The 26,404-nt window shown below is 60.8% G+C and carries 23 protein-coding genes; 18 read left to right on the forward strand and 5 right to left on the reverse strand.

Features of this window, described 5'->3' with window-relative positions:
* Positions 1–3 precede the first annotated feature (3 nt).
* From ACYVI2_RS09975 to ACYVI2_RS10000, 6 genes are all read left to right on the forward strand, one after another.
* A complete protein-coding gene (locus ACYVI2_RS09975; protein WP_415820923.1) occupies positions 4–801 on the forward strand; it encodes an ABC transporter ATP-binding protein in 798 nt (265 codons plus the stop codon).
* A gap of 21 nt (positions 802–822) precedes the next feature.
* Entirely contained in the window at positions 823–1,752 is a 930-nt protein-coding gene (locus ACYVI2_RS09980) for a branched-chain amino acid ABC transporter permease (RefSeq protein ID WP_094824202.1), read from the forward strand.
* Between the two features lie 10 nt (positions 1,753–1,762).
* Positions 1,763–2,827 carry a branched-chain amino acid ABC transporter permease gene (locus ACYVI2_RS09985; protein WP_415820924.1) on the forward strand — a complete coding sequence of 355 codons (1,065 nt, stop codon included), beginning with the start codon at positions 1,763–1,765 and terminating at the stop codon, positions 2,825–2,827.
* Positions 2,828–2,939: 112 nt separating this feature from the next.
* A complete protein-coding gene (locus tag ACYVI2_RS09990) occupies positions 2,940–4,274 on the forward strand; it encodes an ABC transporter substrate-binding protein (protein WP_415820925.1) in 1,335 nt (444 codons plus the stop codon).
* Positions 4,275–4,376: 102 nt separating this feature from the next.
* Positions 4,377–5,222 carry an ABC transporter ATP-binding protein gene (locus ACYVI2_RS09995; RefSeq protein ID WP_415820945.1) on the forward strand — a complete coding sequence of 282 codons (846 nt, stop codon included), beginning with the start codon at positions 4,377–4,379 and terminating at the stop codon, positions 5,220–5,222.
* A 50-nt stretch (positions 5,223–5,272) separates the two neighbouring features.
* Positions 5,273–6,538 carry a phenylacetate--CoA ligase family protein gene (locus ACYVI2_RS10000; protein ID WP_415820926.1) on the forward strand — a complete coding sequence of 422 codons (1,266 nt, stop codon included), beginning with the start codon at positions 5,273–5,275 and terminating at the stop codon, positions 6,536–6,538.
* 164 nt (positions 6,539–6,702) lie between these two features.
* Here ACYVI2_RS10000 and ACYVI2_RS10005 read toward each other — a convergent pair whose 3' ends face one another.
* Positions 6,703–7,458, reverse strand: a complete 756-nt coding sequence (locus tag ACYVI2_RS10005; protein ID WP_415820927.1) for a hypothetical protein — start codon at positions 7,456–7,458, stop codon at positions 6,703–6,705.
* Between the two features lie 237 nt (positions 7,459–7,695).
* On the opposite strand from ACYVI2_RS10005, the gene pap reads away from it, so the two are divergent.
* The 4 genes from pap to ACYVI2_RS10025 all read left to right on the forward strand — a co-directional run bounded on the left by pap (position 7,696) and on the right by ACYVI2_RS10025 (position 11,273).
* Positions 7,696–9,165 carry a polyphosphate:AMP phosphotransferase gene (gene pap, locus ACYVI2_RS10010; RefSeq protein WP_415820928.1) on the forward strand — a complete coding sequence of 490 codons (1,470 nt, stop codon included), beginning with the start codon at positions 7,696–7,698 and terminating at the stop codon, positions 9,163–9,165.
* Between the two features lie 18 nt (positions 9,166–9,183).
* A complete protein-coding gene (locus ACYVI2_RS10015; RefSeq protein ID WP_415820929.1) occupies positions 9,184–9,633 on the forward strand; it encodes a GNAT family N-acetyltransferase in 450 nt (149 codons plus the stop codon).
* On the forward strand, positions 9,630–10,094 hold the full coding sequence (locus ACYVI2_RS10020) for an HIT family protein (RefSeq protein ID WP_415820930.1): 465 nt from the start codon (positions 9,630–9,632) through the stop codon (positions 10,092–10,094). Before ACYVI2_RS10015 ends, ACYVI2_RS10020 begins: the two co-directional genes overlap by 4 nt.
* Positions 10,095–10,256: 162 nt before the next feature.
* A complete protein-coding gene (locus tag ACYVI2_RS10025; RefSeq protein ID WP_415820931.1) occupies positions 10,257–11,273 on the forward strand; it encodes an amino acid ABC transporter substrate-binding protein in 1,017 nt (338 codons plus the stop codon).
* An 18-nt stretch (positions 11,274–11,291) separates the two neighbouring features.
* Here ACYVI2_RS10025 and ACYVI2_RS10030 read toward each other — a convergent pair whose 3' ends face one another.
* Entirely contained in the window at positions 11,292–11,816 is a 525-nt protein-coding gene (locus tag ACYVI2_RS10030) for a hypothetical protein (protein ID WP_415820932.1), read from the reverse strand.
* A gap of 288 nt (positions 11,817–12,104) precedes the next feature.
* Here ACYVI2_RS10030 and ACYVI2_RS10035 point away from each other — a divergent pair, with 288 nt between their 5' ends.
* From ACYVI2_RS10035 to ACYVI2_RS10045, 3 genes are all read left to right on the forward strand, one after another.
* Entirely contained in the window at positions 12,105–12,869 is a 765-nt protein-coding gene (locus ACYVI2_RS10035; RefSeq protein ID WP_415820933.1) for a uracil-DNA glycosylase, read from the forward strand.
* A 273-nt stretch (positions 12,870–13,142) separates the two neighbouring features.
* Positions 13,143–14,990, forward strand: coding sequence for a DEAD/DEAH box helicase (locus tag ACYVI2_RS10040; RefSeq protein ID WP_415820934.1), 1,848 nt, complete (start codon positions 13,143–13,145; stop codon positions 14,988–14,990).
* Between the two features lie 276 nt (positions 14,991–15,266).
* Positions 15,267–16,463 carry a class I SAM-dependent methyltransferase gene (locus ACYVI2_RS10045; protein ID WP_415820935.1) on the forward strand — a complete coding sequence of 399 codons (1,197 nt, stop codon included), beginning with the start codon at positions 15,267–15,269 and terminating at the stop codon, positions 16,461–16,463.
* A gap of 111 nt (positions 16,464–16,574) precedes the next feature.
* Here the strand turns inward: ACYVI2_RS10045 and ACYVI2_RS10050 are convergent, their stop codons facing one another.
* On the reverse strand, positions 16,575–17,693 hold the full coding sequence (locus tag ACYVI2_RS10050) for a CCA tRNA nucleotidyltransferase (RefSeq protein ID WP_415820946.1): 1,119 nt from the start codon (positions 17,691–17,693) through the stop codon (positions 16,575–16,577).
* A 23-nt stretch (positions 17,694–17,716) separates the two neighbouring features.
* A complete protein-coding gene (locus tag ACYVI2_RS10055; RefSeq protein ID WP_415820936.1) occupies positions 17,717–19,843 on the reverse strand; it encodes a lytic transglycosylase domain-containing protein in 2,127 nt (708 codons plus the stop codon).
* 11 nt (positions 19,844–19,854) lie between these two features.
* Here ACYVI2_RS10055 and ACYVI2_RS10060 point away from each other — a divergent pair, with 11 nt between their 5' ends.
* The 5 genes from ACYVI2_RS10060 to ACYVI2_RS10080 all read left to right on the forward strand — a co-directional run bounded on the left by ACYVI2_RS10060 (position 19,855) and on the right by ACYVI2_RS10080 (position 24,977).
* Positions 19,855–20,535 (forward strand): 5-formyltetrahydrofolate cyclo-ligase, encoded by a 681-nt coding sequence (locus ACYVI2_RS10060; RefSeq protein WP_415820937.1) that lies wholly within the window; start codon positions 19,855–19,857, stop codon positions 20,533–20,535.
* Between the two features lie 235 nt (positions 20,536–20,770).
* On the forward strand, positions 20,771–22,204 hold the full coding sequence (locus ACYVI2_RS10065) for a circularly permuted type 2 ATP-grasp protein (RefSeq protein ID WP_415820938.1): 1,434 nt from the start codon (positions 20,771–20,773) through the stop codon (positions 22,202–22,204).
* Positions 22,205–22,206: 2 nt separating this feature from the next.
* Entirely contained in the window at positions 22,207–23,148 is a 942-nt protein-coding gene (locus ACYVI2_RS10070) for an alpha-E domain-containing protein (protein WP_415820939.1), read from the forward strand.
* A gap of 14 nt (positions 23,149–23,162) precedes the next feature.
* A complete protein-coding gene (locus ACYVI2_RS10075) occupies positions 23,163–23,972 on the forward strand; it encodes a transglutaminase family protein (RefSeq protein WP_415820940.1) in 810 nt (269 codons plus the stop codon).
* 141 nt (positions 23,973–24,113) lie between these two features.
* Entirely contained in the window at positions 24,114–24,977 is an 864-nt protein-coding gene (locus tag ACYVI2_RS10080; RefSeq protein WP_415820941.1) for a peptidase, read from the forward strand.
* 565 nt (positions 24,978–25,542) lie between these two features.
* On the opposite strand, the gene metF is transcribed toward ACYVI2_RS10080, so the two are convergent.
* Positions 25,543–26,397, reverse strand: coding sequence for a methylenetetrahydrofolate reductase [NAD(P)H] (gene metF / locus ACYVI2_RS10085; RefSeq protein WP_415822457.1), 855 nt, complete (start codon positions 26,395–26,397; stop codon positions 25,543–25,545).
* Between the last annotated feature and the right edge of the window lie 7 nt (positions 26,398–26,404).

Below are 26,404 nucleotides of genomic sequence, written 5' to 3' on the forward strand. Positions count from 1 at the left end.
ATCATGAGTCATACAGACCGCGACCAGCGTATCGGCAAGGTCATGCTCGACCTGCAGAACATTTCTCTGTCATTCGGTGGGGTGAAGGCGCTGACCGATATTTCATTCAATGTGCGCGAGCATGAAATCCGCGCCATCATCGGCCCCAACGGCGCGGGCAAGAGCTCGATGCTCAACGTCATCAACGGCGTCTATACGCCCCAACAAGGCGGCATCGAATTCGAGGGCACGCGCTACTCGCGCATGAACCCGCGCCGCGCCGCCGAAATGGGCATTGCGCGTACCTTCCAGAATCTGGCCTTGTTCAAAGGCATGAGTGTGCTGGACAACATCATGACCGGGCGCAACCTGCGGATGACCTGCGGCCTGCTCGCGCAGGCCTTTCGCTGGGGCCCCGCCGAGCGCGAAGAAATCCGCCATCGCGAGTTCGTCGAGAACATCATCGATTTTCTGGAAATCCAGGCCTATCGCAAAACCCCTGTGGGGCGTCTGCCCTACGGTTTGCAAAAACGCGTGGACCTGGGGCGCGCATTGGCAATGGAGCCGCGCCTGTTGTTGTTGGACGAACCCATGGCGGGCATGAACATCGAAGAAAAGCAGGACATGAGCCGCTTTATCTTGGACGTCAATGACGAGTTCGGCACCACCATCGTACTGATTGAGCACGACATGGGCGTCGTCATGGACATTTCCGATCGCGTTGTGGTTCTGGATTACGGCAAGAAGATCGGCGATGGCAAACCCGATGAGGTCCGCGCCAACGAAGCCGTCATCCAAGCCTATCTGGGCGTATCGCACTAGCACCAAGGCGGAAACAGAACCATGGGATTTTTTCTAGAAACCTTGTTCGGCGGCCTGATGAGCGGCATGTTGTATGCGCTCATCGGCTTGGGCTTTGTGCTGATATTCAAGGCATCGGGCGTGTTCAACTTTGCACAAGGCGCGATGGTCTTGGTGGCGGCGCTATCGATGGCACGATTCTCCGAATGGATCCCACGATGGCTGGGATTCGAGAATCTGCTGCTGGCCAACGTGCTCGCCTTCATCATCAGCGCCTTGCTGATGTTTGTGCTGGCGGTAGTCGTCGAACGCTATGTTCTCCGTCATCTCGTCAACCAAGAGGCCACCACGCTGCTCATGGCCACGCTGGGCATCAGCTATTTCCTGGATGGCCTGGGGCAGATAGCCTTTGGCAGCTCAGTCTACAGCATCGATGTGGGCATGCCTAAAGACCCGGCGTTTATTTTGGAGTCGGTCTTTGAAGGCGGTGTCCTGATCAACCTGGAGGACCTGACCGCCGCGGTCGTCGCCGCCCTGCTCGTTGCCGCGCTGGCCATTTTCTTTCAATACACCAGTACGGGGCGCGCGTTGCGCGCCGTCGCGGATGATCACCAGGCCGCTCAATCCATCGGGATCCCACTCAATCGCATCTGGGTCATCGTCTGGAGCGTAGCGGGATTGGTCGCTCTCGTCGCCGGCATTATCTGGGGCTCGAAATTCGGCGTGCAGTTCACCTTGTCCACGGCGGCACTGCGGGCCTTGCCTGTGGTGATCCTGGGCGGACTGACCTCAGTACCCGGCGCCATTCTCGGCGGGCTCATCATCGGTGTAGGGGAAAAACTGTCAGAGGTATATCTGGGCTCTCTGGTAGGCGGCGGCATCGAAATCTGGTTCGCCTACGTGTTGGCGCTTGTCTTCCTGCTGTTCCGCCCTCAGGGGCTGTTCGGCGAGAAAATCATCGATCGGGTCTGAGGGAGACATCATGTTCTATCGCGAAAACGGCCAATTCAAGACGGGCTATCGCGCCGACCAGCAGATCTTTCCGATCCGCCAGGACCGCATTTTCATGGTGCTGCTGCTGGCAGTGGCCTTTGTTGCGGTACCCATGTTGGCCAGCGATTATTTTCTGCGCGCCATCCTGATCCCGTTTCTGATCTTGTCGCTGGCAGCGGTGGGCCTGAACATCCTGGTGGGCTATTGCGGCCAGATTTCACTGGGCACGGGCGCCTTTATGGCGGTAGGCGCCTATGCGGCATGGAATTTCGGTGTGCGCTTTCCCGGCTTGCCACTGGTGATACAGATCCTGCTGGGGGGGTGTTTTGCCACCATCGTCGGTGTGTTGTTCGGCATTCCCAGTCTGCGCATCCGTGGTCTGTATCTGGCGGTCGCGACCTTGGCGGCACAGTTTTTTGTGGATTGGGCGTTCTTGCGCATTCCGTTTTTCACAAACTACTCCTCATCGGGCAGCGTGTCGGTGCCGCCGCTCAATGTCTTTGGCATGCCCGTGCAAACCTCGCTGCAACGCTACCTGCTCGTCCTGTGTTTTGTCGTGGTCTTTGCACTGCTGGCGAAAAACCTGGTGCGCGGCGCCATCGGCCGCCAATGGATGGCGATCCGGGATATGGACGTGGCAGCGGCGGTGATCGGCATCCGCCCCATGTACGCCAAGCTCACTGCGTTCGCCGTCAGCTCGTTCATCGTTGGGGTGGCCGGCGCATTGTGGGGCTACATCCACTTAGGCTCCTGGGAGCCCTTGGCATTCGATCTGGCGCGCTCGTTCCAACTGTTGTTCATGGTAATCATCGGTGGACTCGGCTCCATCGTCGGCAGCTTCTTTGGCGCGGCCTTTATCGTGCTGGTGCCTGTCGCACTGACCAATGTGCCGCATATGCTGGGGCTCTCGCTGTCGGTTGACACGGCAGCGCACGTCGAACACATGGTTTTTGGTGCGCTGATTGTGTTTTTCCTGATTGCCGAGCCGCATGGGCTGGCTCGACTCTGGGGTATCGCGAAAGAAAAGCTGCGAATCTGGCCTTTCCCGCATTGATGTTGCGTACTGTTCCCGGCTGCCGCCCGCCGTCCGCGACGCAGCAGTCTCTTTGACTACCCGGCTTCAGACCGGGCCAATCCTGGTGTCAATCACACCAAGCAGGAGGTAAATGGAGATGAAGCGTCTTAACTTGAAATGGGCTGCGGCCTGCCTGGCCGCCGCAGGCGCCCTCAGCGCCGCCGCGCCAGCACTGGCGGCTGAAGAGCAGTTCGTTCCGCTCTTGGTGTATCGCACCGGTTCGTTCGCGCCGCTGGGCATCCCCTGGGCCGACGGGAAACTGGACTATCTGAAATTGGTCAACGCACGCGACGGCGGCATCAACGGCGTCAAGATCACCTACGAAGAGTGCGAAACGGCGTATGCCACCGATCGTGGCGTGGAATGCTACGAGCGTCTGAAGGGCAAGAGTGGTGGAGCATCGGGTTTTGACACCCAATCCACGGGCATCACCTTTGCCGTGACGGACAAAGCCATCGTCGACAAAGTCCCGGTAGAAACGATGGGCTACGGCCTCTCGCAATCGGTCGACGGCAGTGTCTTTGAATGGAACTTCCCGTTGCTCGGCACCTATTGGACGGCAGCCGATGTCATGATCCAGGACATCGCCAAAAAAGAAGGCGGCATGGACAAGCTCAAGGGTAAAAAGATCGCCCTGGTCTACCATGACTCCCCCTACGGCAAAGAACCCATCGCGCTGCTGCAAAAACGTGCGGCCAAGGAAGGCTTCGAACTGCTGCTCTATCCGGTCACTGCGCCAGGGGTAGAGCAAAAGTCCACCTGGCTGCAAATCCGCCAATCGCGCCCCGCCTACGTGCTGCTGTGGAGCGCCGGCATCATGACGCCGACGGCCATACGCGAGGCCCAGGCCACAGGCTATCCGCGCGAAAAAATGTATGCCATCTGGTGGGCAGGCTCTGAGGGCGACGTCAAAGACCTGGGCACGGTTGCCAAAGGCTATAACGCGATCACCATCCACAACAGCGCTGCCCAGGGCAAGGTCTACGAAGACTTGAAAAAGTACGTCTACGACAAAGGCCAGGGCAGCGACGCCTCGGGCAGCTCCACGCTCGGTACGATCGCGCACACCCGAGGCATGATGATCTCGATGCTGCAAGTCGAGGCCATCCGCGCCGCGCAGGAAAAATTCGGCAAAGGCAAACACTTGACGCCCGAGCAAGTCCGTTGGGGCTTTGAAAACCTGAACCTGACTCAGGAACGCCTGAACGAATTGGGCTTTGGCGACATCATGCGGCCGGTGAAAACCTCGTGCAGCAACCACATGGGTGACGACTGGGCGCGCATCGTGCAGTGGGATGGCAAAGACTTCAAAGTCGTCTCCGACTGGTACCAGGCCGACAAGGCGGTTACCGGGCCGCTGGTGAAAGAGGCGGCAGAGAAATACGCCAAAGAAAAGAACATCACGCCTCGCAAATGCGAAGGTTGATGTGAACCAGCCGCCGGCGCCTCGTGCGTTGGCGGCTACCACGCAGGAACTGCTATGACTGCTGCAAACACTGCCCAACCGTCCGCCGTGGCCAGCACCCCGATGACAAACTCGGGGGCAGCCAAGGCAACGGCACCCGACATCGCTGCACCGTTGCTGGACGTCAACGGTATCGAGGTCATCTACAACCACGTGATCCTGGTGCTGAAAGGTGTCTCGCTGCAAGTCCCCGAAGGCCGCATCGTCGCCTTGCTGGGCGCCAATGGCGCGGGCAAAACCACGACACTGCGCGCTGTGTCGAATCTCCTGAAGGGCGAGCGTGGCGACGTCACAAAAGGCTCCATTCAATACCGCGGTCAACGCATCGACCAGCTCTCGCCTGCCGAGCTGGTAAAACGCGGCGTCGTACAGGTCATGGAGGGCCGCCATTGTTTCGCCCATCTGACCATTGAGGACAACCTGCTGACGGGCGCCTATACCCGAGACCTCAGCCGCGGCGACACGGCAGTAGCCTTGGACCGCGTCTACCAATATTTCCCGCGCCTGAAGCAACGGCGCACGAGCCAGGCGGGCTATACCTCGGGCGGCGAACAGCAAATGACCGCGATCGGTCGCGCGTTGATGGCCAACCCCAACATGATTCTGCTCGACGAGCCCTCCATGGGCCTGGCGCCTCAAATCGTCGAGGAAATTTTCGAAATTGTGCGAGACCTGAATCAACGGGAGCGCGTGAGCTTTCTATTGGCCGAGCAGAATACGAACATCGCGCTGCGCTATGCCGACTACGGCTACATCCTGGAAAACGGCCGCGTCATGATGGACGGCGATGCCGGCGAGCTCAGCCGCAATGAGGACGTCAAAGAGTTCTACCTGGGCATCTCCAGCGGAGAACGCAAAAGCTTTCGCGATAACAAGTTCTACCGGCGCCGCAAACGCTGGCTGGCTTGACCCTTAATGCCTTTGTTTACGCCTTTTGGCCTTTCATAGAGTGCGATCACATGCCTGCGTTTTTTGATGCACTGGAAACCCGCGCCCCCGAACAGCGCGAACGCGATCTGATGGCGGCATTGCCGGGCGTTGTTGCACATGCCATGGCTCGAGCACCCGCCATTGCCGAACAATTGCACGGAGTCGATCCACGCGGCGTGGATTCACGCCAGGCGCTCGCAGCGCTTCCCGTTTTGCGCAAGCACGAATTGCTGGAAAAGCAGCAACATAGTCGTGCCAGCAACCGTCCTGCCAGCCCTGCCAAGGCCTTTGGCGGGTTTTCAACCATCGGTTGGGGGCAAGCGCTGCGCGTCTTTGCTTCGCCTGGCCCGATCTACGAACCGGAAAGCAGTCGCGCCGACTATTGGCGTTTTGCCCGCGCACTCTATGCGGCAGGGTTTCGGTCTGGCGAGTTGGCGCACAACTGCTTTTCATATCACTTCACCCCCGCGGGCTCGATGATGGAAACCGCAGCCCATGCCGTAGGCTGCACGGTTTTTCCTGGCGGCACAGGTCAGACTGAACAGCAAGTCCGTGCCATAGCCGATCTGGCGCCCAGCGGCTATCTAGGCACGCCGAGCTTTCTGAAAATCATTCTGGAAAAAGCCGATGAGCTGGGCGTGACATTACCGTCGCTGCGCCGCGCGCTCGTATCGGGAGAAGCCTTTCCTCCTTCGCTGCGAGACTGGCTGACAGCACGCGGTATAGATGGCTATCAAGCCTATGGCAGCGCCGACCTCGGCATGATTGCCTTTGAAACGCCGGCCCGCGAGGGCTTGGTCGTCGGTGAGGAAATCATCCTGGAAATCGTGCGCCCCGGCACCGGCATACCAGTGCCTGAGGGCGAGGTCGGAGAAGTCGTCGTCACTACCCTGAACCCCGACTATCCCTTGGTGCGCTTCGGTACCGGCGACCTGTCTGCGGTACTGCCCGGCACGTCGCCCTGCGGCCGCACGAATCTGCGCATCAAAGGCTGGATGGGCCGCGCCGATCAGACTACCAAAGTCCGAGGCCTGTTTGTCCATCCCTCGCAGGTGGCTGAAATCCTGGCGCGCCATCCCGAAATCCGCCGAGCGCGGCTAGTCGTCAGCGGACAAATGGGCAGCGATCGCATGGTGCTTCAGGTCGAGACCGACGATCACTCCGAGGCCCTGGCCGAACGCATCGCGACCTCGGCCCGCGACATCACCAAACTGCGTGCCGACGTGCAATGGGTCGACGCGGGCAGCCTGCCCAATGATGGCAAAGTCATCGACGATATACGTTCTTACGACTGACGCCGCCGTAGCGCGAGCTGACATGCAATCGGCGCGTCCATCAGGATGCGCCGATTGCATTTTGGGTGAACCGCTGAGCATGTCGAGATTGGCGAATTCGATAACCGCTAGGCCTGTCATTTTCCCGGACTACGTTTTACCAAGCTGGCTTATGGCTCATTGGCTCAGATATAGGCAACGAGGTTGCGGCGCGGCGTATGCTGCACCACCGAGGCCATCAGTTCATCTTTCGACACGATGTCAGAGCTCGCCGGACGCGCAGCCACGATCGCAGCGATTTCGGCCTCGTCCCACACCAGAACGTCGGCCACGTTGCCAGCCAGAATCGCGGCCACGTCGACCTGTCCGTGGGGCTGCGCCTTGAAGACGGCGACCATCGCGGGAGTAATGTCCTCGGGGTACAGATCGCAGTCGGCCTTGATGGCATTCCACGTATCCAGGATATCGCCGAAGCCATTGCCAGTCAGCCCCATGTCACCCCCGTCGGTTTTAAACGCCGAGTATGCGATTTCTTCGGGGTTTTTCTTCTTGCTCAGACCCTCGTAGGTGGCATTGTCCGACCCATACGTCCAAAGGTTGCGAGCCCAGATGTAAATCTGCCCATACCAAGAGGTTTCGGCTTGATGGGCCTTTTTGATCGAGTCCCGAGTATCGAACGCTTTACGCGCCAATTCCTCGCCAAAGCATTCCTGGTTGTCATGGTAGATCGCAGCCTCCTTGACAAAGGCCTCATAGGCTTTGTTGACCGCCGCGTTATAACTTTCACGCACGTCGCTATCGCTGCGCGGCTGGGTCCGCGCCGTCGTGGCGTCGACCTCCGGTCTGTAGGCGTTGCGCAGCAGGGTCGCGCCGGTCGTCATCGAACTATGGACGTTACGCAGCAGGGCCCCGCCGATCGTCATCGAACTCATCACGTTCATTTGGTTTATTCCCGTTATCTCAAGTAAAAATTGCCACAAAACAACACCGATATGGCCACTCTGAGTAACCCTCCCAATGATCTTGTTCCATGAAATCCCTAATTGCCGATTTTCGTTTGTCAGCATGACAGGGCACCGACCTGCTTGGGCCGCCTCGTAGCGGTCACGATTTGCTTGTGCCTCATTCCGATATCCTGCACCATCGGACATCTCCACTTTCGCCCCGAGATGCCACCCATGTTTGCAGACGCCCAGTCCGATCCCTCGCTTTCCAAAGAAGAATTCGACGCGCAGGAACCACGGCTGCGCGCTGCCTTGCTCAAAGCGCAGTATCGGCTGCTGGAACGGGCTGACCGCAGCCTGTTGATCGTCGTATCGGGGATAGATGGGGCAGGCAAAGGCGGCGCCATCAATCTGCTCAACGAGTGGATGGATCCCCGCCATATCCACACCCTGGCGTTTGGCGCGCCAACCTTCGACGAACAGGAGCATCCTCCGTTCTGGCGCTACTGGAATGAGCTGCCAGCCAAGGGCAAGACCGGCATTGTGTTCGGCTCGTGGTACGTGCCGCTATTACTCGAAGCCTCACGCAAAAAACCACGGCCGCGTCGAATGACAACCTACGCAGAAGCGATCACGCGCTTTGAGGCTGGGCTCGCCGCCGAGGGCGTACAGATCATCAAGCTCTGGTACCACCTCTCGGCCCAGGCCCAAGCCGACCGCACCAAGGTGCTGCTCTCCAGCCCGGAAACCGCCTGGCAGGTCAAGCCCGCTGATCGTAAAGTCCACAAAAAGTATGACCGGATCTGCCGTGCGGGCCAGCAAGTCATCGAGCATCTGAATCCCCCTCACGCTCCTTGGACCATCATCCCCAGCGCAGACGAGCATATGCGTGCAATACGCACAGCACAGGCTGTGCAGCAGGCCCTGCAGCATCGCTCTCCCACACCCAGGGCACAGGTTTTCAACGCACCCGGTCTCGCCAGACGGCACAGCCCCGACCGTCTGGCGCAGCTCGATTACCACACCAAATTGGACAAGGAAGATTACGAGTCCGAACTCGGCTTGCTGCAGGGCCAACTCGCCCGCGCAGTCCGATCAGACGCGTTCAGAGAACGTTCTTTGATCCTGGCCTTCGAGGGGCAGGATGCCGCCGGCAAAGGCGGTGCCATCCGCCGCGTCACACACGCACTCGATCTGCGGCAAGTCGATATCCACCCGATCAGCGCCCCCACGCCTGATGAACTGATGCACCCCTATTTGTGGCGGTTCTGGCGCCGCCTGCCGCGGCAGGGCCGCATCGCGATTTTCGACCGCTCCTGGTACGGCCGCGTGTTGGTCGAACGTGTCGAGGGGTTTGCCTCGACCGCCGACTGGCGGCGTGCCTACGCAGAGATCAACGACTTTGAACGCCAGCAGACCGATCATGGCACGATCGTGCTGAAATTTTGGTTGGCCATTACCCCCGAAGAGCAACTGCAACGCTTTCACGAACGCGAACGCTCGCCTTTCAAGAATTTCAAGATCACGCCCGACGATTGGCGCAACCGCGAAAAATGGAAGCAATATGCCAGCGCCGCCAACGACATGTTGGCGCGTACCGATACGGAACATGCACCGTGGCACGTCATCGGCACTAACGACAAACGCTATGCACGCGTACACGTGCTAAAAAACATCGTCGCAGCGCTGGAACAAACCCTGTAACTTCCCTGGTGACCCATCATGGCTCAATCTCCTGATATCCGCCCCGTTTCCGATACCGATTTCGATGCCTGGCTGCCGCTATGGAAAGGCTATCAAGCGTTTTATCAGGTCGATATCCCTGAAAGCGCCACGCGCACCACCTGGGCCCGGATGCTGGATCCCACCGAGCCTGTCCACGCCGCGCTGTCCTATCACGAAGGACGGGCAGTAGGGTTGGTGCACTGGATATTTCATCGGTCGACCTGGACGCCTGGCGATTATTGTTATTTGCAGGATCTGTTTGTCGCGCCGGACGTACGCGGCGGCGGCCACGGCCGCCACCTGATCGAGCACGTCTACGCACAGGCTCGCGCCGCCAACGCCGCTCGCGTATATTGGCTGACCCATGAAACCAACACCACCGCGCGGCAGCTCTACGACCGCGTGGCCGACCTACCCGGCTTCATTCAATATCGGAAAGTCCTGTGAGCGCACGCGACCCTAATTGCCCTCTCTGCCGCGAAGACGGCGGCACTGTCCTATGGCGGGGCACGCACCTGCGTGTGATCGAGGTCGAGGATGCCGATTACCCGGGCTTCACGCGTGTCATCTGGCACGGCCATCTGCCGGAAATGACCAGCCTATCTACGCACGGGCGCGATTTGATGATGCGCGCGGTCTATACCGTGGAACAAGTGCAGCGCGACATCCTTGCCCCAGACAAGATCAATCTGGCATCGCTGGGCAACATGGTGCCGCATCTGCATTGGCACGTGATACCGCGTTGGCAAGGCGACCGGCATTATCCGGACGCGATCTGGGCTGCGCCTCGTGTGCCGCCGGGCACAGAATCTGCGGACTGGCACACGAGACAGGCGCAAACCCGGCAGCTGCTGTCTCGCTATCGCGACCGCTTGGTCGAAGCAATGAACGCCCTGCTCTGGCACTGACGGACAGGTGAACTCTCCCGCTTGGACTCACCCCAATCCGCCACCGCGTAGAATCCTTATTCCATCCCGTTATTTGGCAAGCCCGAACAAGCTCGTTACGCTGTCGGGTTCGCACATACGGGCCGCTTTGATCGTCGGCTTAGGTAGAGGGAGAAGCACACCATGAAAATCACGAAAGGCCTAATCGCTGCCGCTTTGTTGCTCGGCACGTTCGCTGGCGCACAAGCCGCCACACTCGATGTCGTCAAAAAACGCGGCGAAGTCCGCTGCGGCACTACCACGGGGTTTGCGGGTTTTTCAGCACCGGACGCCAAAGGAGTCTGGCGCGGTCTGGACGTGGACCTATGCCGCGCCGTCGCCGCCGCTGTCTTTGGCGACGCCACCAAATTCAAAGTCGTCCCGCTGAATTCTCAGCAACGCTTCACCGCGCTGCAATCGGGCGAAATCGATGTGCTGACGCGCAACACGACCGTCACCCAACAGCGTGACACTGCGCTCGGCCTGATCCATGCGGGCATCAATTTCTATGATGGCCAAGGCTTTCTCGTTCCCAAATCGCTGGGCGTGAAAAGCGCAACTGAGCTCAACGGCGCCACGATCTGCCTGCAAACGGGCACGTCCAATGAAAACACCTTGGCCGATTGGGCACGTGCTCACAAGGTGGAATACAAACCCGTCGTCATCGAAACCTTCGACGAGGTCGTCAATGCCTTTGCCTCGGGCCGCTGCGATGTCTTCAGTACCGACGCATCCGGTCTGGCATCGATCCGGATTTCCAAGCTGCAAAACCCGGACGATTATCTCGTCTTGCCCGAAATCATCTCGAAAGAGCCGCTCGGCCCCTTTGTACGCCAAGGCGATGATCGCTGGCTGAATATCGTACATTGGTCATTGTCTGCCATGATCGAGGCCGAGGAATACGGCATCACCTCGGCTAATGTGGACGAGCAAACCAAAAACACAAACCCCAATGTCCAACGCATTCTCGGCGTGACGCCTGGGGCGGGTGCCAACATGGGTCTGGATGACAAGTGGGCGTATCACATCATCAAACAGGTCGGCAATTACGGCGAGAGTTTTGATCGCAACGTCGGTGCGGGCAGCCCACTGAAAATTGCGCGCGGCTTGAACGCCCAATGGAATCAGGGCGGGTTGATGTACGCGCTGCCTATACGCTGACAGGCATGGGCGAATCGATCAGTTGATGCTGTATCCCTTGCCCTTGAAACACGCTCCCATGGCGCGCGTGTAGGACTCAGCCGATGCACTCGTGGTGTATTCGGTGATGTTGTCAGGATCCAGCCCGCTCTGGTTCATTGCCCAGTTTTCGCAATCCAGGCGATCCTGCTGTTGCTGGGAGTCGCTTTGCCCGTTAGCCGGATAGGCAACAACGTTCAGGCTGGATGACGCCACGGTCACTCGTGGCGTCGCATAGGTCACCACAGGTGCCGGCGTCACGTAGGTGACAGGCGGAGCCACATACGGTCCGGGTGAGTAATACACGGGAGGCGAGGTATAGCTGACGCCGCTGTATGCGTAGCGTGGACCGCTGGTCAGCGCCAATGCCACGCCGGCACCTAAAAGCGCCCCGCCAATCCACCAGCCCGAACCGCCGTAATAACCACCGTGATAATGGCGGTACCCGCCGTGGGCAGAAACTTGCCCGCTACATGCGGCCAGCGCAACGGCCAGCGCCGCCGCACGCCAAAATCGGGACTTCATAACTGTCTTTCCTGAAAAACAGCTCAGTCGCGACATGCCTTCATGTCATCAAACGCCGAGCCGATACTGCGGTATAGCGTGTTTTACTTTACTCCCGAGCGAGAAGTCTGTCTCGCATCGAGGTGCGATGAAACGCGGAAATGACTACAAGCTGTTTCCAACGCGGCAAATACTGCCGCGCCGGACGCTGTCCAGGGTCTTATTTCGAACTTCAGCTCGGACGTTCTAATGGATGTCTGCCTGAAAGGCCCCGGCATGATTGGCTCAGTCATGTGCCAAAATTCCACCATGGCACATGACAATCGCTTGCACAAGAACACGTTGGCTGCGCAAGCCAGCCATCTACCCACTGCCTGGCAGGCTGCCCTACAGGCTCCTGGCGTCGCGCAGGCGCTTTCCGGGATCATCGACCACGTCGAAGCACGCCTGACCGCCGGTGCGGTGGTGTATCCAGCTACCCCTTTTCGCGCCCTGGATCATCTGGCGCCAGCCGACGTGCGAGTCGTGATTCTGGGTCAGGATCCCTATCACGGCCCGGGCCAGGCTCAGGGACTGGCGTTTTCTGTACCCGATGACTGCAAGCGCCCTCCCAGCTTGCGCAACATCTTTAACGAGATTGCCAAGGATTTCCCCGGCACGTCTTTGCCTCGAGGCAATGATCTGTCCCCCTGGGTCGGCCAAGGGGTCTTGCTGTTGAACACTTCGCTGACTGTCGAGGACGGCCAGCCCGCATCGCACGCCAAGCGAGGATGGGAAACTGTGACCGATGCCCTGATCCGCCTGGTCGCCCGCGACCCCGCCCCCAAGGCCTTTCTGCTCTGGGGCGCCCATGCGCAAGCCAAGCAATCGTTGCTGCCAAGCAACAGCGATCACCTGGTATTGACGGCCAATCATCCCTCGCCGCTGTCCGCGCGCCGCCCTCCTGTTCCCTTTCTGGGCTGCGGACATTTCGCCAAAGTGAACACGTGGCTCATTGACCAGGGAAAACCCCCTATTGACTGGGCAATAGAAAAAAACCAGGGGGCTGTACTCCAAGGGGAATTCAGGTTATAGTCGCGGCACTGCACAAAATTGTTCTGGCATTTCATACGCGTGTAATTGCGCGATTGGTTTTCGCAGTCATAGTTTGTCGGGGAAAGTTGCCCGACCTTATGCCGAACACCATCGATTCCTGACCTCCTTTCCTTCCGCCTCGCGTTTCAGAAAACGCGCCGTGCGCACGGTTGATCCGGTCGGCCCGATGCTCCATCAACCGTCGCCCGGATCTCGCCGCTATTATCTCGGCTATCCCGGCACATGCGCCGCTTTATGCGGCAAGGACAAGTAATGTCTTTTGAAACGCTGGGTCTCGCTCCTACTCTGTTGTCGGCCCTCCAAGAAGCCGGTTTCTCCGCCCCCACCCCTGTTCAAGCCGCTGCGATCCCCCAAGCACTCGCCGGCCATGACCTGATGGTGTCCTCGCAAACGGGTAGCGGCAAGACCGCCGCATTTATGCTGCCTGCGTTGAACCGCATTGCTGGCCAGCCTGGCAACAAGGGCGTAGGCGTGCAGGTACTGGTCCTGACGCCCACCCGCGAACTGGCTCTGCAAGTCGCCGAAGCCACCGGCTCCTATGGCCGCAATCTGCCTGGCCTGCGTACCGCCACTGTAGTAGGCGGCATGCCCTATGGCGCCCAATTGAAAGCCCTGTCGCGTCGCGTCGACGTGCTGGTTGCCACGCCGGGCCGCCTGCTCGATCACCTGAAGGCCGGCCGCGTCAAACTGAACACGGTCCACACGCTGGTGCTGGACGAAGCCGATCGCATGCTGGACATGGGCTTTATCGAGGACATCGAAACCATCGTCGCCCGCTTGCCCCAAGAACGCCAAACGTTGTTGTTCTCGGCAACGCTGGATGGCACCGTGGCCAAGCTGGCCGCAGCCATGATGCGTGAGCCTCAACGCATCGAAATCGCCGGCCAGAAAGACAAGCACACCAACATCACGCAAAGCCTGCTGTACGCCGACGACGCCAGCCACAAAATGCAATTGCTGGATCACGTGCTGCGTGACGCCAAGCTGGATCAAGCCATCGTCTTTACCGCCACCAAGCGCGGCGCCGACGATCTGGCCGACCGCCTGGCCGACCAGGGCTTTGCCGCTGCAGCGCTGCACGGTGACATGAACCAGCGCCAACGCACCCGTACCTTGACCCAGTTGCAACGCGGCCAATTGCGCATTCTGGTTGCGACCGACGTCGCAGCGCGCGGTATCGATGTGCAAGGCATCAGCCACGCCGTCAACTTCGATCTGCCGATGCAAGCCGAAGACTACGTGCACCGTATCGGCCGTACGGGCCGTGCCGGCCGTGATGGCCAAGCCTTCACGCTGGCGACGCACTCCGAACGCCACAAGGTCCGCCGTATCGAGCACTACATCGGCCAATCCATCACGCCGGAAACCATCGCCGGTCTGGAACCCAAGCGCACGCCGCGTCCGTTTGCGGGCGGCGGCGCCGGCCGTGGCGGCAAGCCCTTTGGCAAACGCCCCGGCGGGTTCGGCGGCGACCGCCCGTTCCGTGAAGGACGCGGCAGCCATGGCGGCGCCCGTGCTGACGGCCCCCGCGAAGGCGGCTGGCGCGGTGGCGAGCATAAATCCCGCGACGGCGGTGCCCGTGGTGAATTCCAACCGCGTGGCGAGTTCAAGCCCCGTGGCGATTTCCAGCCCCGCGGTGAGTTCCAATCTCGTGGTGAATTCAAACCCCGCGGCGATTTCCAGCCGCGCGGCGAGTTCAAGCCCCGTGGTGACTTCCAGCCCCGTTCGGGCGGCCCGCGCGGCGAGTTCCAACCGCGTGAAGGCGGCTGGCGCGGCCGTGACGAGCGTCCCGCAGGCGCCCGTCCTGCCCGTTCGTTCGGTGACCGCCCGCAGCGTGGCGACTGGCGTGCTGAGCGCGATGCCCAACCGACCGCAGGTTTTGGTGACCGCCCGCAACGCGACGGCCAACGCGGTGAATTCAAACCTCGCGGCGAGTTTCAAGCCCGTGGTGAATTCCGCCCCCGCGCCCACGCCGAAGGCGAATTCCGCGGCGCAGAGCGCCGTCCCAGCGGTTTTCGTCCCTCGTCCAAGCCGTTTGCCCAACGCGACGGCGGCCCGGGCAAGCGCTTTGGCAAACCCGCTGGCGCACGTCGCGACTAAGTCCACGATGGAATCCGCGACGGCATCCATGACGTCGCGGGCGCCCATCCAGGAACGGCTCCTGTATTAGCTGCCGTTTCGCGATCAGCCTCCACACTGCCCGCCCTGCCGTTTCTGACGGTCCGGCGGGCAGTGTCACATTCGAGCCTCGCGCGCCATGCGGATCACTCCCACCCGGCCAGCGTGGGACAATCCAATAATCCTGCAGTCTTGCCACTGCGCCCCTTTCCTCCTCGGCACGGATGCCGAGGGATCTCGGAGTAACGGACCACGTTCATGCATCGCCCGGCCTCTTCTTCCCTACCCGCACTGGACCCCGACAGCGCGCAGCACAGCGCACGCACCGCCGCGCATTTGCGACGCGCCATCGAGGCGTCGGGCGGCTGGTTGCCATTCGACCAATGGATGGCGCAAGCACTGTATGCGCCGGGCCTGGGGTATTACACGGCGGGGGCGATCAAGCTCGCTTCCACCGCCGCCACGGACGCGCGCGGCATTCCTATTGCCCAAGGCGATTTTGTGACAGCCCCCGAGCTCACGCCGTTGTTTGGCTACACGCTTGCCCGGCAAGTCGCTCAAATATTGAACGACACGGAGACCAACACCGTGTTGGAGTTCGGTGCGGGCACGGGTGCGCTGGCCGACAGTGTCTTGAGCGAGCTCGACCGCATGGACCTGCCCGCGCAATACCGCATCATCGAGGTGTCTGCTGACCTGCGTGCACGCCAACAGACGCGATTGGCATCGTACGGTGATCGGGTCCAATGGCTGGACGCATTGCCAGACAGTTTTTCGGGCTGTGTGCTGGCCAACGAAGTGCTCGACGCCATGCCGGTGTCGCTCTTTAGCTGGAACTCGGATGCCACTGTACTGGAACGTGGGGTAGCCCTGGACACCAACGGTGGCTTCACCTGGCAAGACCGCCCCGCCGGCCTCGAACTCGCCCAGGCGGTCGCGGCTCGTATGCCGAGCCTGCCTGGCTATATGTCCGAGATCAATCTGCAAGCCGAGGCATGGATGCGCGCGATGGGCCGCTGGCTGACGCATGGCGCGGCATTGCTGGTGGACTATGGCTTTCCACGCAATGAGTACTATCACCCGCAGCGTGCGGGCGGCACGCTGATGTGCCATTTGCACCATCACGCTCACGCGGATCCGTTGGTCGCCCCTGGCGTGCAGGACATCACCGCACACGTCGACTTCACCGCCATGGCGGATGCGGCGCATGAGGCTGGCTTGCAAGTCCTGGGCTACACCTCACAGGCGCGATTTCTGATGAACGCCGGACTGACTGAATTACTCGCGCGATACGACCCGGTCGACGCACGCAGTTACGCCCAGGCCATTGCTCCCGTGCAGAAGCTGCTGAGCGAATCGGAGATGGGGGAACTGTTCAAAGTGCTGGCGGTGGGGCGCGGCATTACAACACCGCTGCAAGGGTTCAAGCGCGCGGATCGATTGGCAGCGCTTTGATATCGGCACGACAACTGCACGGCATCGCATTGCCCGACGACGCCACGTCAGTTCCTTTGACAATAGCCTGATCGACTCTCGACCAAGTTGAACGTGGCGTCAGGCGTCCTGCTAATGGGGCAACTCGATCAGCGCCTGCAAACGTGCAGCGCGAACCGCGCTCTTGATACGCTGAGGATCTGCAGCACATTGTCGCGCAATGGCCCCTGCATCGACAGCACGGGCAGCGTCAAGCCGCAGCCGCCACGCCGCATCATCCCCGTCGTGCACGATCGCAGCCGTCTCCAGCAGTGCGACGAATCGCTCGGGCTTGCGCAGCGCATCGGTTTGTTCGATCAACCGCAGTTGCACATCCGCGTCTGCCGCGTCGAAACTGTCGAGCAATATCGGCAGCAATCGCGCCTGATCCGCGCACTCGGTGGGCACACGTAGTCGCCGGCTCAGTGCCTCACGCTCTGGGGTAAGACGGCACAACAAGGCATAACGCCCTGCCACCGCCAAGGTGGCTTGCGACGCGCGATCCAGATCGCTGCCCACGATGTCGATCTGCTGCAGTTCCGGCATCACGCGCGCCAGTGCATCCGACTGGGCCAAGACCTGCAACATGCGCGAAGGCGCCCTCGCCAGCAGGCCGCGCGACAGCTCTTTCCAGACACGTTCGGCGACCAGCGCGTCAGCCTCGCCGGCTGCGACCATGCGGCGGCATAAAGCCAAGGTCTCATCTGCCACCGTGAAATCGCCAAATCGCGCGGCAAAACGCCCCAAGCGCAAGATCCGCACCGGATCCTCGGCAAACGCGTCACCGACATGCCGCAGCACACGAGCCTGAATATCACGCGCCCCATTCAAGGGATCATGCAATTGCCCATCCGGCGTGCAGGCAATCGCATTGACCGTCAGGTCGCGGCGTTGCAGATCTTGTTCCAAGGTCACGTCGGCGCCGGTATAAAAGGTGAAGCCCTTATAGCCGCGGCCCGATTTGCGTTCGGTGCGCGCCAGCGCGTATTCCTCTTTGGTGCGCGGGTGCAGGAACACGGGGAAATCGCCACCCACGGGACTAAACCCGCGGCGCGCCATGTCCTCGGGCGTTGCCCCGACCACCACCCAATCGCGGTCCCCGGCAGGCAGGCCCAGCAACGCATCGCGCACGGCCCCGCCCACGATATACACCTGCAAGCCGGTCACAACAGGATCCGCAGCCAACCCTTGAACGGCGGCGGCCACGGACATGGCCGGCGTGCTCGCCGACACCATCACTGCACCTCGGCGGTACGTACGGCGCTGGTCGGCTCGATGCGCCCTAAACGCGCTTTCAGCGACTGCGGTTGGCCGGAGAACAGCGCGGCATAGTAGGTCGCGTTGGACAACACGTGCTTGACGTAGATGCGCGTCTCTGTGAACGGAATCGTCTCTGCGAAAATGGCGCCCTCTACCGGATGCGATAACGTCGCACGCCATGTCTTTGGCCGTCCAGGACCCGCGTTGTAGCCCGCGCTGGCGAGCACCTGCGAACCATCCAGACCATTGAGCACGATGCTCAGGTAGTTGGTGCCCAGCTTGGTGTTGGTATCGAAGTCATTGACGCTGGACGGCGTGAAGTCGGCCATGCCGATCTGACGGGCCACCCATTTGGCAGTGGCGGGCATCAATTGCATCAAGCCCGATGCGCCGACATGCGAACGCGCATTCATGACAAAACGCGATTCCTGGCGAATCAGGCCATATACCCAGGCAGGATCCAAGGCAATCGCGTTCGCCTGGGCCGTCACACGGCCCTCGAAGGGAGCGATATAGCGTTGCGTAAAGTCGACTTCATTCTGCGTCCGTTCGGAGGTGTTGACCACCCGATCGTAGATGTCTTCGGCCCGGGCCAACTCTGCAGCGGCCAACAACTGCCGATCCGACATCCCCCGCAGGGCGAAATTCCACTCGCCAACGGCCTCTGAACGCCACCCCAAGCGGAATAGATGCACCGCACGGCGCAGGCTGGCATTGGCGCGGGCCTCGTTCATTTCCGCGTCTGTCACGGGAGCCGGCCGAGCGGGCACCGTGATGCTGCGCCCCAGTTCTTCGGAGGCAAGTTGCCCGTAAAAATGGTACTGATCGGCGATGCTGGTGTAGGCACGCTGGGCCTGTTCATGACGGCCGCGGGCGGCGTCGGCACGCGCTTTCCAGTAGACCCAGACGGGTTCCTCTTGTTGTGACTTGGGCAGGTGCTCGATCGAGTCTTCTACCCAGCGCCAATCGATTTTCGGCTGACGCAGCGCGGAACGCACGCGCCATGCGCCGTTGTATTCGGTCAGCGCAACGGTATTGCCGGCTTCGCGATACCAGCTATCGGCTCGGCTATCGAGATTCAATGCCAGGATCAAGGCATACTGGCTGCGGACCCAGGCCAGATCGGATTTGGCCAGATTGTTCGCCCACTCGCGACGCAAATAGCTGTCGGCGACGTCGATGTCTTGCCGCGCCAGGCGTGCCAACGCGATGGCGGTCAACTCTTTTTCATTACGCCCTATTCGTTGATGATCTTGTCGGGTCAACCACTTCATCGGGCTTTTCATCAGCGCATCGTAGGCTTTCTGATCTTTGGGCTCGAAGATATAGGCGGCAAACTTGCGGGCATCGCCGGTACGGTTGGTCTCGATGGCCTCTCGCAGTTGCGGTTGGATTTCATCCCACCCCAAGACACCGTCAGCGACCAACTGGTCGTATAGATTCCAGCAGTCTTTCCCCGGCTGGAACACAGCCAAGGCCTGCTTTGCCGTGGCGCGCTGCCCCGTCATATGACGGGCCTCCAGCATGGCGCATTGCGTTTGCGAACCCGCATTCGGGATATCGCCCAAATCGCGGGCGGTTTCAAAGTCGCCCCGGCGCGTCGCGGCCAAGATCCAGTTCCCGCGCAGACGTTCACCTAAATAGGTATTGCCGTTTTCCTGCAAAAACCGCGTCACATCGGCTTTGGGAAAAGCGCTGCTGGGCGCATTCCACACCTGATAGTTCAACAGCCAGAACTGGGGATAGTCGCCCAATACATCGCCGCGCGCCTGTGGGATGGCCATCCCGAGCACCGACCATTGCTTGCGGTCGTTGGCGTCGCGCGCAGCAAGGACCGCCTGAAAGGCCGATGTTTGCGGCGTTGGAGGCAGCCCGGCCAACTTCACTGCAGGAATGTGAAGGCTCGCCTGGGCTGGCTGGGTGCGACCCGCAGGCGCGCCCTGCCCTTGCTGAGCATCCACAGACGAACACGCAACGGTGATCAACGCCAGCGCCGGTAACCAGCGGCTGGCGCGCCGATCGACGCGGCCCGGCATCCCGGCCCGGCGGGCCTCGGGAACCGCAGATTTCTGATAACGTCTTGATTCAAGCCACTGCCGCATCGCCGATCCGAATGAACACTCAAAATACCGCACAGAATAACGCAGTCGCGCTACGCGCGCGATTACGGCAAGCCCGTACCGACATTCCCGAGTCGCAACGCAGCCGCGGCGGCCTGCTCATGCGAGGAAGGCTGTTCACCTGGCTCAATGCGGTACGGGAACAATCGGCCAAGCAAGGAGCGAAGGTGCCCGCGACCGTAGCGGCCTTCTGGCCTCTGGCAGGCGAGCCTGATCTACGTCCATTGCTGCAACAATGGGCAGACGCCGGCATCGCCATCGCCCTGCCGGCGATCCGTGACACGGACGCCCCGCTGGAGTTTCGTGCCTGGACACCTGGCGATACGCTGGAATGCGGCCCCTTTAATGTCCAGGAACCCTCAGCCGATCGGCCGGCGCTGCGCCCCGACGTCATCCTGGTCCCCACGCTCGGCTATACCGATCAGGCCGACCGCCTGGGCTATGGCGGCGGCTATTACGACCGGACCCTCGCCGATTTAAGGCAAACCGGCCATGAGTTCACAGCTATCGGCATTGCCTGGAACGAGGGCCTGCTGGACGAGGACTACCAGCCCGCCTCGCACGACGAACGGCTGGACGCCATTCTGACGCCCGATGGATGGTTGCCCGAGCCCCCGCTGCTGGGTCCCAATGCGCCATCCGGGGGAGTCGTGGGATCTTTTGTGCTGCGTTAAATTGGTGCACGCACCATGACGGTGCGTGAATTTACCCTAGGGGCAACCCTCTCACTCCTCCCATACCTCCTCTGCTACAACGGAAAAGCACAGGCGCGGGCCGTATCAGGCCTGGTCAGAGCTGGCACAAGGGTTGCTTAACAGTTTGATATGGCGCAGGACCCAGCGCCCCCTGTCGGGCCGCAGGCTCCATCCGGATCACGCGGCAGGCCCGCACAGGATACCGGAGGAGCCCATGCTGCATGCACAACCCGCCCCCTCGTCGGCCTATGACGAAATGGTCGACGCCCAGGGCCTGGTACGCCCCCACTATGCGGGGTTTTCACAGTGGCTGACTCAGGAATCCACCGATGCCATGGTGGCGCGGCAGGTCGAGGCCGATCTCAGCTTCCGCCGCGTCGGTATCACGTTTTCTGTGGCTGGTGACGAGGCCGGCACCGAGCGGCTGATCCCTTTCGATCTCATCCCCCGCATCATTCCCGCCGATGAATGGGCCCATCTGTCAGCCGGCCTGACACAACGGGTACGCGCCCTGAATATGTTCATCCGGGATATCTATCACGGTCATGACATCGTCCGCGCCGGGATCGTGCCTGCCCAGCAAGTCTTTCTGAACGCACAGTACCGCCCGGAAATGCAGGACGTAGACGTCGCCGAAGACATCTATTGCCATATTGCCGGTGTCGATATCGTGCGCGCCGGCGCTGGAGAGTTCTACGTCCTGGAAGACAACCTGCGTGTCCCGTCCGGTGTGTCGTACATGCTGGAAAACCGCAAAATGTCGATGCGCCTGATGCCCGAGGCGTTCAGCAGCCTCAAGGTCAAACCCGTCGCGCATTATCCCGATTTGCTCCTGGATAACCTGCGCGAGGTCGCGCCGCGCAGCACCGACGCACCCACGGTCGTCGTGTTGACACCGGGGATGTACAACTCGGCCTATTTTGAACACGCGTTCCTCGCACAACAAATGGGCGTGGAACTGGTCGAGGGTCAGGATCTCTTCGTCGACCAGAACACGGTGTACATGCGCACCACGCGCGGCCCGCGCCGGGTAGATGTCATCTATCGTCGAGTAGACGATGATTTTCTGGATCCTCTCTCGTTTCGAGCCGACTCGGCGTTAGGTGTGCCGGGACTGCTGTCGGTCTACCGCGCCGGGCGCGTCACGCTGGCCAATGCCATCGGCACAGGCATTGCCGACGACAAATCCACGTACCAGTACGTGCCCGACATGATCCGTTTTTATCTGCAGGAGGAACCGATCCTGTCCAACGTCCCGACGTGGCGTTGTTCGCGGCCTGACGAGTTATCGCATGTCTTGGCCCACATGCACGAACTGGTCGTGAAGGAAGTGCACGGTGCAGGCGGCTACGGCATGCTGGTCGGCCCCACCTCGACTCGCGCCCAAGTGGAGGCCTTTAAAGAACGCGTTCGCAGCCGTCCCAGCAACTACATCGCTCAGCCCACCCTGGCGCTATCGACGATTCCGACCTACGTGCAGTCTGGCGTCGCACCCCGCCATGTCGATCTGCGTCCCTATGTGCTGTGCGGCAAAGACATCCGCACCGTGCCGGGAGGCCTGTGCCGCGTCGCATTGACCGAAGGCTCGCTGGTCGTCAACAGCAGCCAAGGCGGCGGCACTAAAGACACTTGGGTACTGGGAGAATGACCATGCTGAGCCGTACCGCCGACAATCTGTTCTGGATGTGCCGCTATATCGAACGGGCCGAGAACACGGCCCGCATGCTGGACGTCAACCTGCAGATGTCCCTCATGCCACAGGACGCTCACGCCCGCGACAGTCTATGGCGCGCCGTTCTGCGTATTTCCGAACTGCAGCATGACTACGACGCCCGTTATCCAGCGGTCACGCCGCTGGACGTGCTGCATTACCTCGTGCGCGAGCCGACGAACCAATCTTCGATCTATTCGTGCCTGCGTGCAGCCCGCGAAAATGCGCGTGCCGTGCGTGGCAGCCTGACAACCGAGGTCTGGGAAACGTACAACACGACGTGGCTGGAACTGCAGAAACACTTGCAGACCCATTTGCCTGAACGTAATCCCGGCGAATTTTTTGAATGGGTGAAATTCCGTGCCCATTTGGTGCGTGGCGTCACCATCGGCACGATGCTGGATGACGAAGCCCTGCATTTCCTGCGATTGGGCATGCATCTGGAAAGAGCCGACAACACGGCGCGGCTGCTGGACGTGAAGTTTCACGAAGAGCAGGATGATCTCGCTGCGCGCAGCAGCGAGTTCTATCGTTGGGCATCACTGCTCAGTTCTGTATCGGGTCTGGAGATCTATCGCAAGGTCTATCGCGATGTCATCACCCCTGATCGCGTTGCGGAATTGCTGATCCTGCGTCCGGATATGCCACGTTCGCTGTTGGCCTCGGTACAAGCCCTGACGGAAGACTTGGCACGCGTGACCAACCAACGCTCCGCCGAAACCGAGCGCCGTGCGGGCCTGTTGTATGCGGAACTGCGCTACGGGCGTATCGAGGACATTTTGCACAGCAGCCTGCACCGCTATCTGGAACGCTTTCTAGAGCGCATCAACGACTTGGGCAACCGTATCAGCCAAGATTTTCTCGTGCCGCTGGCGGCATAGCATCCGGAGCCCTCATGAAACATCTCATTCGACATGTCACCCAATATCGCTACACGGCACCGGTCAGCTATAGCATCCAGGCGCTGCGCCTGACACCGCGCCTGGACGACCATCAGCGTGCCCTGCGCTGGCGCATCGACGCCCCCGGCTCGCTGGAACAACAAGTCGATGCTTACGGCAACATCACGCACATGCTGACCTTGCCCAGCGCTCATGACAGTATTGATCTATGCGTCACCGGCCAGGTCGAAATCGACCCATTGCGTGATGGACGGCTGCATCCCGAGGACAATCGCCTGCCTGTGCATGCCTTCTGCGTGCCCACGTCCTTGACGCAAAGCGATGACACTATCCGGGATTTTGTCCACACGACGCTGCCTGATGGTCTACGTACCCCCAACGACGCTCTGACGCTGGCCAGCGCCATTTGCGACCGCGTGGCATACGAACCCGGAACGACGGACGTGACCACGGCGGCCAATCAGGTGCTGGCCCTGGGCCACGGTGTCTGCCAAGACCACGCGCATCTGTTCCTGGCCTGCGTACGCGGCATAGGCGTTCCCGCCCGCTATGTCAGCGGCTACCTGTACACCGAAGCCGAGCATGCTGCCAGCCATGCATGGGCCGATGTCTGGCTGGACGATATAGGTTGGACCAGTGTGGACATCACCAATCGTCAATTTGCCTCCGATTGCCATTGCCGGCTGGCCGTCGCACGGGACTATGATTCTGCCTCGCCCGTGCGCGGTGTCCGGCACGGTGGCGGCGAGGAGTCGATGACCGTGTCGGTACAGGTCCAGGCGGCTCGCCAGCAGACCCAGTAGCAATGACTACACGGCTGGCCTGTTGCCGGTTAACGACTAAAGCATCAACAAAATAAAGGGGGACAAAACGAGTCTGACGCCGCGCCGCCAGACTCGTTCTTCTCCCCCTACAATACGCTAGCTGTTATTCACCGACTCACCATGACTTACTGTGTTGCCGCCCGCCTGGATTCAGGCTTGGTTTTTCTTTCCGATTCACGCACCAATGCGGGCGTGGACCAAGTCAGCATCGCCCGCAAGCTCAACGTATTCGAGCAGCCGGGCGACCGCGTCATGGTGTTGCTCACGTCGGGCAATCTGGCTATCAGCCAAGCCGTAGTGAATCTGTTGGCTCAGCTCGATAGCGACAGCCCGGATTCGCTCTGGTCGGCACCGGATATGTACGAGGCAGCCCGCCGCGTCGGCGAGGCTGTACGTCGTGTTCACGAACGCGATGCCGAGGCCTTGAGTGAGCATGGCGTCGATTTCAATATCAATCTGATTTTTGGCGGTCAGATCGGCGCTGAGCGCGGCCGGCTGTTCCAGGTGTATTCCGCCGGCAATTTCATCGAAGCCAGCGCGGACTGTCCGTATGTGCAGATCGGCGAAGCCAAATACGGCAAGCCGATCCTCGACCGCGTCTTGCGTCCTGATACGCCGCTGGATGAGGCGGCGAAATGCGCGCTGATCTCTATGGATTCGACCTTGAGATCAAACATCTCTGTCGGCTTGCCGCTGGATCTGCTGGTCTACGAGGCAGATACGCTGCGTGTGACGCATTTCACGCATATTGACGAAGACAACGAATATTTTCGGATGATTCGCAAGACCTGGGGTGAACGGCTGCGTCAGGTGTTCACGGAGATCGACGATCCGACTTGGACGGATGCTGGCGTCTCTGGCTCACTGGCAGCCGCAGGTCGACTGCACCAGCCGCACCGGCTCACGCCAAATGGGGTGGCGCCGAATAGTCCGACACCATTGCAGGTTGTCGCGCAGGATCCGGGAAAGTCGCAAGCCTCTTGATGCGGGATTTGTTGACGGGATGTCGGGGGCTGCGTCGGGGTGTCTGTGTGTTGATGCAGTATCTCTATTAAGCCGTCACGGCTGGCGGCCAAGGCTGTGCCGGCCCTATCGCCCGGTCTGGCCGCCTGCGCGGCCAGACTGCCCTTCACCAGCCTCGCCAGGCGGGGCGGCTGGGCAAACTCGCTCCGCTACGCTGCGCTCAAACATGCCCAGCCGACTACCCCCCGCCTGACAAGGCTGGTTCGGCGAGCTCTACGGGCCGGCACAGCCTTGGCCGCCAGCCGCGACTCACAACAGTGGCATCCATGAACGGTGTAGGCCACAAGCTACGTGAAACATAGCCTGCAAGATAATGCGAGCCGGCGTCCGGTGTGCTGAGGCTGCGCCGGCCTTTTGAGCGCGGATTTAGTCCGCGAAGCGGACCGAGGCCCCTGGTCATGGGCCGAGTCCGCGCGATTAGGCCGGCGCAGCCTCAGCACACCGGACGCCGGCGGATCAAGAACGCCAGCGCTACGTCAACGCGACGAACACCAACGGTCCAATCAAACCTTCAATAACGCGAAGCCTACCGCGCCCCGGTCAGATCCAGCTCCCGCCAAATCCCCAACGCCGCCTCAGCTTGATTCAACGTATAGAAATGCAAGCCAGGCGCGCCGTTATCCAACAAGGTCTGGCACAACTCACCCACCACGTCTACGCCAAACGCCCGAATCGACGCCTTGTCGTCCCCAAATTCAGCCAACCGCAACCGTATCCAGCGCGGAATCTCGGCACCACACATTTCGGAGAAACGTACCAGTTGCGTATGGTTGGTAATCGGCATGATCCCCGGCACGATGGGGATCGTGACCCCTTTGGCCTGGGCACGATCGACAAAGTCAAAATACGCGTCGGAATTGAAGAAATACTGCGTGATCGCCGCATCCGCCCCGGCGTTGACCTTGGCGACGAAGTGATTCAGGTCTGCCTGCGGACTCGCGGCCTGCGGATGCATTTCCGGATATGCAGCGACTTCGATGTGAAATGCGTCGCCCGTCTCCTGGCGGATAAAGGCGACCAGATCTGCCGCATAACGCAATTCGCCGGCATCGCCCCCCATGCCCGAAGGCAAATCCCCGCGCAATGCCACCAGCCGCCGCACGCCTTGCTCGCGATAGGCCGAGAGGATCCCTCTCAAGTCGTCACGCGTCGCACCAATGCAGGACAAATGCGGCGCGGCATCGCATCCCAGGTTTTGCAGCATGCGTACGGTATCGGCCGTGCCGGCGCGCGTGGATCCGCCCGCCCCGAATGTCACGCTGACATAGCGAGGCTGAATGGCCAACAATTGCTTGGCCGCGCGTACCAACCGCTCTTGAGCGGCGATATCGCGCGGGGGGAAAAACTCCAGGCTCAGGGCCGCAGGGGAAGGTCCGGTCATTAGAGAA

The sequence above is a fragment of the Bordetella tumbae genome, from assembly GCF_054780995.1.